Source organism: Mycobacterium sp. WUMAC-067 (genome assembly GCF_020217485.1).
GTDB lineage: Bacteria > Actinomycetota > Actinomycetes > Mycobacteriales > Mycobacteriaceae > Mycobacterium.
This window is the reverse complement of the sequence record NZ_JAEKMI010000019.1, coordinates 95013-105018: the sequence shown is the minus strand read 5'-3', so window position 1 is coordinate 105018 and position 10006 is coordinate 95013. Positions and strand designations below refer to the sequence as shown.

General features: G+C 68.5%; 8 protein-coding genes. 5 read left to right on the top strand and 3 right to left on the bottom strand.

Features of this window, described 5'->3' with window-relative positions:
• Both JF781_RS15585 and JF781_RS15580 read right to left on the bottom strand, forming a co-directional pair.
• Positions 1-481, bottom strand: a 481-nt coding sequence (locus JF781_RS15585; protein ID WP_225328358.1) for a hypothetical protein, incomplete at its 3' end; no start/stop codon positions are given.
• 39 nt (positions 482-520) lie between these two features.
• On the bottom strand, positions 521-1201 hold the full coding sequence (locus JF781_RS15580) for an LpqN/LpqT family lipoprotein (RefSeq protein ID WP_225328357.1): 681 nt from the start codon (positions 1199-1201) through the stop codon (positions 521-523).
• Positions 1202-1401: 200 nt separating this feature from the next.
• On the opposite strand from JF781_RS15580, the gene JF781_RS15575 reads away from it, so the two are divergent.
• On the top strand, positions 1402-4047 hold the full coding sequence (locus JF781_RS15575) for a GH92 family glycosyl hydrolase (protein WP_225328356.1): 2646 nt from the start codon (positions 1402-1404) through the stop codon (positions 4045-4047).
• A gap of 11 nt (positions 4048-4058) precedes the next feature.
• On the opposite strand, the gene JF781_RS15570 is transcribed toward JF781_RS15575, so the two are convergent.
• A complete protein-coding gene (locus tag JF781_RS15570; protein ID WP_225328355.1) occupies positions 4059-6434 on the bottom strand; it encodes a lysylphosphatidylglycerol synthase transmembrane domain-containing protein in 2376 nt (791 codons plus the stop codon).
• Positions 6435-6577: 143 nt separating this feature from the next.
• Between JF781_RS15570 and JF781_RS15565 the strand changes: the two genes are divergently transcribed.
• The 4 genes from JF781_RS15565 to JF781_RS15550 all read left to right on the top strand — a co-directional run bounded on the left by JF781_RS15565 (position 6578) and on the right by JF781_RS15550 (position 10003).
• Positions 6578-7534 (top strand): class I SAM-dependent methyltransferase, encoded by a 957-nt coding sequence (locus JF781_RS15565; RefSeq protein ID WP_225328354.1) that lies wholly within the window; start codon positions 6578-6580, stop codon positions 7532-7534.
• Positions 7535-7617: 83 nt separating this feature from the next.
• Entirely contained in the window at positions 7618-8340 is a 723-nt protein-coding gene (locus JF781_RS15560) for a FadR/GntR family transcriptional regulator (RefSeq protein WP_225328353.1), read from the top strand.
• Complete coding sequence (locus JF781_RS15555; RefSeq protein ID WP_225328352.1) at positions 8337-9134, top strand: ABC transporter permease; 798 nt, start codon at positions 8337-8339, stop codon at positions 9132-9134. Before JF781_RS15560 ends, JF781_RS15555 begins: the two co-directional genes overlap by 4 nt.
• The gene (locus tag JF781_RS15550) at positions 9134-10003 is read left to right on the top strand and encodes an ABC transporter permease (protein WP_225328351.1); all 870 of its coding nucleotides are present in this window, start codon (positions 9134-9136) and stop codon (positions 10001-10003) included. Before JF781_RS15555 ends, JF781_RS15550 begins: the two co-directional genes overlap by 1 nt.
• Positions 10004-10006: the final 3 nt, after the last annotated feature.

Below are 10006 nucleotides of genomic sequence, written 5' to 3'. Positions count from 1 at the left end.
CGGCCGCGCTCAGCCGGACCGCCCCCAGGTGGAGCCGGTCGACCGCCTCGGCGAACTCGTCGCGGGTCGGCATGCGGTGATCGCGGAACTTCAATCCGATCACGCGCTGCGCGCGCGCCACGCCATACGACTCGGCGGCGCGCACCAAGAGATCGGAAACGACGGCCCGGTCGCGGATGAGCTCGCCGCGCATCGCGGTCGTCTCACCGTCGTACACCACGTGGGCGGGGCCGCCGTCGCGGAAGTTCTGCTTCCACGGCGCGCTGGTCAGCGCGTAAAGCTGGCCGTCAATCAGGTGCGCGCTCAACGGAATTGAATACGGACGTCCCGTCTTGCGCCCGGTGAAACTCAGCACCATGAATTGCTTGCGCGCCGCGCCGGCGAAGGGGCTGCGCAGCAAAAACCCCATCACCGGGTTAATCAGACGCAATAGCGCCGACGGTGGATGCCCGGCATCGACCGCATATGACTGCTCTGCCATGCGTTTACCGTAGAGCCCCGCGGGGCCGCCGCCTACTTCTCAGCCGGTGATGGTGGTCTTTTCGTCGATGACCATGGCGGCGTCGATCAACGAGGCTTGATCGCTCTGAAGGCCATCGGCTTTGAGCAGGAGCACATAGACCGCCCCCTGGGCGGGGATCACCACCGTTTTCTGCGCCCTGACGCGGGTGTTGGCGTCCTCTTGGTAGGTACCGCCGAGCTGCCAGGCCTGGAAACCGCCGAGCGTGGACGCGGAACCAGCACCACCCTGGCCTTGGTATCCGGGCAGATTCTGCACCTCGCCCGGGGCGTATTGGAGGACCTTCGCCGGGTCGACGTTGCCGGTGAGCTTGGAGAACAGTGTCGCGATGGTGGGCGGATCGGAGGGATTGGCGGGCTGGCTTTGCACGATGCCGCCATACGAGGTGCCGGAGTCTTGGGTGAGTTGCCAGCCCGGGGGCACCGGCAGGTCGACGTTCGGACCGGGATCGCCGTGGTGGACGGGCGTCTGCGAGATGTTGTTGTCCTTGACGTAGTCGGCGATCGTGTAGTTGGCTTTCGCCGCCGGCGCCGCGCTGGTCTGCGACGGGGTCCCCGAGGAAGTGGATGTCGACGCCGCCGTGGACGTAGTCGTTTTGTCAGCAGATTTGTGGTCGTGGCCGCAACCGACAAGCGCAAAACTCAGCGCCAAGGAGATGGTTGCTAGAAGCAAGTGTTTCATTTATCCAGGCTTTCCCGAGAATTGGGCCGATAGCAGCGCCAGCCACGCTGGATGACAGTAGCCGAAATGTGCCGCAAGTTTGCCGGTATCTTTTAGACATTTTGCTGCCCGTGCCGCGCCGGCCGCTCGTCAGTCAATTCATGGCGGAAACGCCACTGCAATGCACCGCTGAACGGTCGTCATCGGAGTAAGAGACTTCTATGTGGTCACGAAGGGCGCTGATTGCGGTCATCGCGGCGTCGGCCGTCTTCATGACCTTCATCGCGGCGGCCCCGCCGAAGGGGTATGACGGTCCGCCCGTCTTCGTGGCGAATCCGGTCGATCACGTCGCGACGCTCATCGGCACCGGCACGGGCGGCGAGACGGTCGGCGAGATCAACAACTTCCCCGGCGCCACCGTGCCGTTCGGGATGGTGCAGTACTCGCCGGACACCGTCGGCAACTACGCCGGCTACAACTACGACAACCCGCGCTCGACCGGATTCAGCATGACCCACGCGTCGGTGGGATGCGCTGCGTTCGGGGACATCTCGATGCTTCCGGTCACCGGTGGCGTCGGCCCGCAGCCCTGGAACGCCTGGGAGACGATCGCCCACGACGACACCGAGCAGGGCGTGCCCGGCTACTACACGGTGCGGTTCCCCGAGAGCGGGGTGAAAGCCGAGCTGACCGCCACCGCGCACACGGGCGTCGGGCGATTCAGCTACCCGCGCAACGGCCGCCCCGCCCTGCTGCAGGTGCGCTCGGGCTCGTCGCTGGCGGGCAACTCCCGCGCGACCATCCAGATCGGCGAGGACAACACCACCATCACCGGGTGGGCCACCAGCGGTGGGTTCTGCGACAAGCCGAACGCCTACACGGTGTATTTCGCCATGAAGTTCAGCCGGCCCTTCACCGCGTACGGGTCCTGGGACGGCGCCACGGTCTATGCCGGGTCCCGCAGCGCGAACGCGCCCTACAGCGGCGGCTACGTGGAGTTCCCGGCCGGCTCGGTGCTCGAGGTGCGGACCGCGATCTCCTATGTCGGCATCGAGGGGGCGCGGGCGAACCTGGCGGCCGAGGTTGCGGCCGGCTTCGACGAGGTGCGCGCCGCGGCCTCGCGGGAATGGAACGCCGCCCTGTCCCGCATTACGGTGGCTGGCCGCAACGGCGACGATCTGACGACCTTCTACACCGCCCTGTATCGATCCCTGTTGCACCCCAACATGTTCAACGACGCCGACGGGCGCTACGTCGGGTTCGACGGCGCCATCCGCACCGTGGCCGCGGGCCACACGCAGTACGCCAACTTCTCCGACTGGGACACCTACCGGTGCCTGGCGGCGTTGCAGGCGTTGCTGTTTCCGGACCGGGCCAGCGACATGGCGCAATCGCTGGTGAACGACGCACAGCAGAGCGGCTCGCTGCCGCGCTGGGCGTTCGCCAATGCCGCGACCGGCGAGATGACCGGGGACAGCGTGGTGCCGTTCATCGTCAACCTGAACACGTTCGGCGCCAAGGACTTCGACGTGCGCGCGGCCTTGCGCTACATGGTGGACGGGGCGACCAATGGCGGGGTGGGGCTGGCCGGTTACGTGGAGCGGCCCGGCATCGAGACCTACCTGCGGTTCGGTTACGCGCCGTTCACCCTGGAATTCGGCCGCAACGGCTGGATCGCCGACGCCTCGATCACGCTGGAGTGGTCGATCGACGACTTCACCATCTCCCGATTCGCGGACTCACTCGGGGACGCCGCGACCGCCGCCGATTTCCAGAATCGCTCGCAGTATTGGCAGAACCTGTTCAATCCCACCACCCGGTCGATGGTGCCCCGCAGCTGGAGCGGGTTCTTCCGCCCCGGCCCCGCGGTCGTGGTGTCCCCGGACAACTTCGGCCAGGTCGGCTACGACGAGGGCAACGCCGAGCAGTACGTCTGGTCGGTGCCGCACAACGTCGCGGGCCTGGTGACCGCGCTGGGCGGCCGCGCGGCCGTGGCGGACCGGCTCGATCGCTTCACCGAGAAGCTCAACGTCGGCCCCAACCAGCCCTACCTGTGGGCGGGCAACGAGCCGAGTTTCGGTGTGCCATGGCTGTACAACTACATCGGTCAACCGTGGAAGACCCAGCGCACGGTCGATCGGGTGCGTGGGCTCTTCGCGCCGACCGCCGACGGGGAACCCGGCAACGACGACCTGGGCGCGCTGGCCGCCTGGTACGTGTGGGCGGCGCTGGGCCTGTACCCGGCCACCCCGGGCACGCCGATCCTCACCGTGGGCGCACCGCTGTTCGATCGAATCGACATCGCGCTGCCGGCAAACAAATTCCTCCGGATCTCCGCCCCCGGTGCGTCGGGGCCGCACCACCTCACCTACATCAGCGGCCTGAAGATCGACGGACAGCCCACCGAGCACACGTCACTGCCGGAGTCGGCCATCACGACCGGCGCCACGCTGGCGTTCTCACTCGCCGCCTACCCCGACAAGCGTTGGGGCACAGCCGAAGCGGACGCGCCGCCGTCGTTCGGGGCGGGCAGTTCGGCGTTGACCGTCAACGTCGCCCAACCCGTCGTGACGATCGCGCCCGGGCACACCGGCACGGTCACCCTCGACGCGCAACGGATGATCGACGGCCCCGACGTCCCTGACGGCTACACGGTCTCCGGCACGTCGTCCGATGCCGGGATCACCGTGGCGCCCACGCCCGGCCGATTCCGCGACGGGGGATCGGCCGCGGTGTCCGTCCCGATCACGGTGGCGCAGTCGGTGCCCGAGGACTACCACCTGGTGTATCTGACCACCACGGTCGGCCAAAACGCGCGCAGATCAACGGTTTTCGTGGTAACGCAGGCCGGATCCGGCAACTCCTGAAGCGGGATCTCTCAGATCATCTCGTTATTGGTCAACCACCGCATCACCGGCCACCCGACGAACACCGGTAGCCAACAGGTCAGCACGCGATACAGCAGCACCGACGGCACACCGATGGCCGCCGGCACACCGAAGGCGGCCAGGCCACCGATCAGCGCCGCCTCGACGGCGCCGACGCCGCCGGGGGTCGGGGCGGCCGAGGCCAGCGTCCCACCGACCATCGTGACCACGGTGACGGCCACGAATGTCGTGCCCCCGCCGAAAGCTTCGATGCTGGCCCACAGCGCGAGCGCCGCGCCGAGGGTGGTGCCCGCGCACCCCAGCAGGATCAGGGCCAGCCGCCGCGGCTCGCGGGCGAGCTTCACCAGGTCGCCGACCACCTCGTTCAGCTTCGGGCGCACCTCGGTGGACAGCCATTTGCGCAGCGTGGGCACGAACAAGAAGGTGCCGATGATGCCCAGCGCCACACCCGCGATCAGATACAGCAGGGTCGCGCTCGGCACGAAATGCCGCAGATTCATCGAGGCGCCCGCGGCGGCGCTGAACACGACCAGCAGCGCGAGATGCGCGATCACCTGCACCGACTGCTGTAGCGCCACCGCCGCGGTCGCCCGCATCGCCGACAGGCCGCTCTTCTGCAGGAACCGCGTCGACAGCGCCAAGCCGCCGACCCCGGCGGGCGTGGTGGTCGCGGCAAAAGTGTTGGCCACCTGCGCGATTGACAGCGTCCAGAAGTTCACCATGCCGTCCGCGCAGGCCCACAGCGCGGCGGCCGCGCCGACGTAGGTGAGCGCCGACACCAGCAAACCCAGCAGCGCCCACGACCAGTTCGCCGTCTTCAGCTCGGAGAAGAACGTCGGTGCCGTGCTGATGAAGGGATACGCGACATAGACCAGCGCACCGAAGAGCACCAGCTGGATCATCTGGCTGCGGGTGAACCGCGTGATGGTTTGCGGCTTGATCTGATCGGCGCCGGTTTGGCGCTTCACCTCCGCGCGCGCCTCCGAGATGAGGGTGCCGGCGTCCGGCACCGAGCGCCGAATGAACCTCGGCACAGCGACTTTGGTGAGCCGGCGGGACGCCGACAAAATGGTGTCCGCGCCGAACACGTCGATCGCGGCGCGCACCGCGGACTTCGGCTCATACAGCGCCGACGTGGTCACCAGCAGCTGCGCGATATCCGACTGAAGCTGGGCATCGGTCGCGCCGTACTCGGCGCTGCCGAAGCTGCCGAACAACACCGCGCCGTCGTCGACCGTGATGTGCTGGCTGCGCAGGTCGCCGTGGGCGATCTGACGGTCGTTGAGGATCCGCAGCGATTCCCACAGCCGTCGAACGGGCGTCGCCGTCGCGCAGCGGTCGATCGGCGTGCCGCGAGCAGGCTTGTGCGAGTGCAGCATCCATCCCCGGTCCAAGGGGGCGAGGGCGACCGTCGCGGTGTTGGCCACGCCGGCGTCACCGACGGCGATCGCCATCAACGCGCGATGCTCCACCGCGCGGCGCATGGACGTCACCAGCGGTGCGGTCTCGGTGTCGCGCAGCTTCAGCTTTCCCCAGAGCTGGCGCAGCGCGCCGCCGCTGCGTTGGTGCGGGCCGTACAGCTCGATCAGCGCCGTGCGGCCGGAATCGTCGCCGTCGGCCGAAAGGATGAGCGGGCCGCGCCCGGCCGGCCGCACCACGGTGAGCCGCGAGACGACGAAGCCGGCTTTGGCCATCGCGCGCACCGCGGTGTCCAGCGGCACCTCGAGCGCGGGGGTGCCCACGACCAGCACCACCAGCGCGCCGACCACCCACCCGACCGCCAGGCCGACCAGCGACCGCGCCGGAACGACCGCGCTGATCACGAGGTGGATGGGCACGAAGGCCAGCAGCAGGGCCCACCACCAGTGCCGCCAGCGCGCCGGCAGCCAGGGGCCCGACACCGTCAGCACCGCCGCCAGCATCCCGATCCAGCGGGGGTCGTCGAGCAACTGCGCCGGCAGCGTGGTCAGCCGGTCGTGGACGTCGAAATGCCATCGGGGCGCCGCCAGGCCGGTCCCGCTGATCGACAACAGCACGATCGCGCTCAGCCCCGCGGTCGCGTAGGCACCCAGCAGTTTCCACTGCCCGGCGACGATCAGGCCGATGAGGATCATGAACGGCAGCGCCACGATCGCCAGCCCGTACACCAGGTACACCACATCGGATTGGGTGGGCGACAAGACACCGACGATCTGCGAGATGGATTTCTCCAGCGCGATCCACTGCGGGCGGGTGATCACCGAACCCGTGATCACCAGCGCCAGAAAGAGCGCGGCCAGGGCCAGCCGCAGGATGTCGTTGGTCCGCCGGGTCAGTGGCTGCAGCAGGCTGCCGGAAACGGGGATGTCGCGCCCGTCAACTCGCATGTATCAACGATCCTTCGGATTCGCCCTGCCGATGGGCTCGCCGACAAGGTAACCGAATACCGGACTCGGGGACAGCTCCCACTCATCCGCCGCGCGTAGGGTCGGGTAGGTAGCCGTGCTAGCGAAGTGGGAAGGACGTGCGCGTGGCCAGGACCGACAACGACAGCTGGGAGATCACCGAGAGCGTGGGGGCGACCGCGCTCGGTGTGGCCGCGGCCCGCGCCGCCGAGACCCGCGGAGAGAACCCGTTGATCAGCGATCCGTTCGCCCAGGTTTTCCTCGATGCCGCCGGCGACGGCGTGTGGAACTGGCATTCGGCGGGGCAACTACCTGACGCGGTCGTCGAAGCCGAACCGAGTCTGCCGCTGCAGATGCAGGCGATGGTCGGCTACATGGCCTCGCGCACGGCGTTTTTCGACAACTTCTTCCTCGATGCGACTCAAGCGACCGGCGCCGGCATCCGGCAGGCGGTGATCCTGGCCGCCGGCCTGGACGCGCGGTCGTGGCGGTTGGCCTGGCCGGTGGGGACGACGGTCTACGAGCTCGACCAGCCCCGGGTGCTGGACTTCAAGGCGGCGACGCTGGCCGAGCATGGCGCACAGCCCGCCTGCCGGCGCGTCCCCGTCGCGGTGGATCTGCGCCAGGATTGGCCGGAGGCGTTGCGGCAGGCCGGTTTTGACGCCACCGCGCCCAGCGTGTGGTCGGCCGAGGGGCTGATGCCGTATCTGCCGGCGGCCGCGCAGGAGCTGCTGTTCGACCGCGTTCAGGGACTCACCGCCCCCGGCAGCCGGGTCGCCGTGGAGGCGCTCGGTCCCAAGTTCCTCGACCCGCAGCTTCGCGCGCGGCGCCGGGAGCGGATGGACCGGATCCAAGCGCTGATGGCCGAGGTCGATCCGGACCGGCAGGTGCCCAGGACCGACGAGCTGTGGTACTTCGAGGAGCGCGAGGACGTCGGCGAGTGGTTCGCCCGGCACGGCTGGGATGTGACGGTGACGCCGTCCGACGAGTTGATGGCCGGCTATGGGCGCGCGGCGCCCGCCGAAATTCGGGACTACGTGCCGGGCAATCTGTTTGTGGCCGCGCAGCGGACGACGCGTTAGCCGCCCTCGGAAAGATCTGCAAGATTCGCGACACGCCGGTGGTCTGACCACCTGACTGGCTTTCGGCCCGCCACACTGGCCGCATGGCGCTGCAGCCGGTAATTCGCAGATCGGTGCCTGAAGCGGTTTTCGACCAGATCGCAACCGATGTGCTCAGCGGCGAGATGCGGCCGGGCGCTGCGTTGCCCAGCGAGCGCCGGCTGGCGGAGGTTTTCGGCGTGTCCCGGCCCGCCGTCCGCGAGGCGCTCAAGCGGCTCTCGGCGGCCAGCCTGGTCGAGGTGCGCCAGGGCGGCGTCACCACCGTGCGCGATTTCCGGCGGCACGCCGGCCTTGATCTGCTGCCCCAGTTGCTGTTTCGCAACGGCGAACTCGACCCGGTCGTCTTCCGCAGCATTCTCGAGGCCCGGCTGCGTATCGGACCGAAGGTCGCCGAGCTGGCAGCCGAACAACACGGGCCCGAACTGGTCGCGCTGCTCGAGGATTCGCTGGCGGGCCTCGAGGTCCGCGCGGACCTGGTCGAGTGGCAACTCGACACGCTCGCGTTCTGGGATCATCTGGTCGACAGCTCCGGTTCGATCGTATTCCGGTTGATGTACAACGCCTTTCGTGCCGCCTATGAGCGCGCGCTGGCCGCCCTGGCGACCGCGATGACCCCCGAGGTCAACCGTGCGGACGCGTACCGGAAACTGGCCGGCGCCATCTGCGGCGGCGATGCCGCCGCGGCGCGGAAGGCCGCCCACGACGTCCTCGAGCTCGCCAATGCCACGATGACGGCCGCACTCGACCGCCGGGGGGAGCCGCGGTGAGCACCCACACCGTGATCACCACCTATCTGCGCGGTCAGATTCAGCCCGGCGTCGACGCGGTCGGCGGCTTCTTCCGGACCTGCGTGCTGGCCGGCAAGGCGCTGTTTCGTCGGCCCTTCCAGTGGCGGGAGACGATCGAGCAGGGCTGGTTCATCACCAGCGTCTCGTTGCTGCCGACCCTGGCGGTCGCGATCCCGCTGACGGTGCTGATCATCTTCACGCTCAACATCCTGCTGGCGGAGTTCGGTGCCGCCGACATCTCGGGCGCCGGGGCGGCACTGGGCGCGGTCACGCAGCTGGGACCGCTGACCACCGTGCTCGTGATCGCGGGCGCTGGATCCACCGCGATCTGTGCGGACCTGGGCGCGCGCACCATCCGCGAGGAGATCGACGCGATGGAGGTGCTCGGCATCGACCCGATCCACCGGCTGGTGGTGCCCCGCGTTGTCGCCGCGACCATCGTGGCGACGTTGCTCAACGGCGCGGTGATCACCATCGGCCTGGTCGGCGGATTCGTGTTCGGCGTTTTCATCCAGCACATCTCGGCCGGGGCCTACGTCGGCACCCTCACCTTGGTCACCGGCTTGCCCGAGGTGATCATTTCGGTGGTCAAATCGGCCACGTTCGGAACAATCGCCGGCCTGGTCGGCTGTTACCGCGGCCTGACCACGAAGGGCGGCCCCAAAGGTGTCGGCACCGCCGTCAACGAGACGCTGGTGTTGTGCGTGATCGCGTTGTTCGCGGTCAACGTGGTGCTGACCACGATCGGCGTGCGGTTCGGGACCGGGCGCTGATGGCCGCGACGGTCGTGCTGCGCGCCCGCTACCCGCGGACGGCCGCCGGCCTCGACCGCTTTGGCGGCGGCGCGGCCCGAAGGCTTTGGCGGATCGGGGTTTTCGCCAGGTTCGCCCGGATCAGCGTCGGGCAGATCGGCTGGGCGTTGCGCCGGTACCGGCGCGAGACGCTGCGGCTCATCGCCGAGATCGGCATGGGCACCGGTGCGATGGCCGTCGTCGGCGGCACGGTCGCGATCATCGGGTTCGTGACGCTGTCCGGCGGCTCGCTGATCGCCATCCAGGGCTTCGCGTCGCTGGGCAACATCGGGGTCGAGGCGTTCACCGGGTTCTTTGCCGCACTGGCCAATACGCGCGTCGCCGCGCCGATCGTCGCCGGTGTCACGCTGGCCGCGACGGTCGGCGCCGGCGCCACCGCGCAGCTGGGCGCCATGCGGATCAGCGAGGAGATCGACGCGCTGGAAGTCATGGGCATCAAATCGATTTCGTTTCTGGTCTCCACCCGGATCCTGGGCGGGCTGGCGGTCATCACGCCGCTGTACGCTCTTGCCCTCGACATGGCGTTCACCTCGGGCCAGATCGTCACGACGGTGTTCTACGGCCAGTCGAACGGTACCTACGAGCATTACTTCCGCACGTTCCTGCGACCCGAAGACGTGGGCTGGTCGGTTGTCGAGGTCGTCATCATCGCGGTGGTCGTGATGATCACCCACTGCTACTACGGCTATACCGCCAGCGGCGGCCCGGTGGGCGTCGGCCAGGCCGTTGGCCGTTCGATGCGATTCTCACTGGTCTCGGTGGTGGTCGTGGTCCTGCTCGCGCAGTTGGCGCTCTACGGCGTCGACCCGAACTTCAATCTCACGGTGTAGCCG

Bases quoted from the DNA above. Each gene is read 5' to 3' on its own strand.
- JF781_RS15550 (WP_225328351.1), top strand. From the start codon at position 9,134: ATGGCCGCGACGGTCGTGCTGCGCGCCCGCTACCCGCGGACGGCCGCC.
- JF781_RS15580 (WP_225328357.1), bottom strand. From the start codon at position 1,201: ATGAAACACTTGCTTCTAGCAACCATCTCCTTGGCGCTGAGTTTTGCG.
- JF781_RS15560 (WP_225328353.1), top strand. From the start codon at position 7,618: ATGGCGCTGCAGCCGGTAATTCGCAGATCGGTGCCTGAAGCGGTTTTC.
- JF781_RS15570 (WP_225328355.1), bottom strand. From the start codon at position 6,434: ATGCGAGTTGACGGGCGCGACATCCCCGTTTCCGGCAGCCTGCTGCAG.
- JF781_RS15575 (WP_225328356.1), top strand. From the start codon at position 1,402: ATGTGGTCACGAAGGGCGCTGATTGCGGTCATCGCGGCGTCGGCCGTC.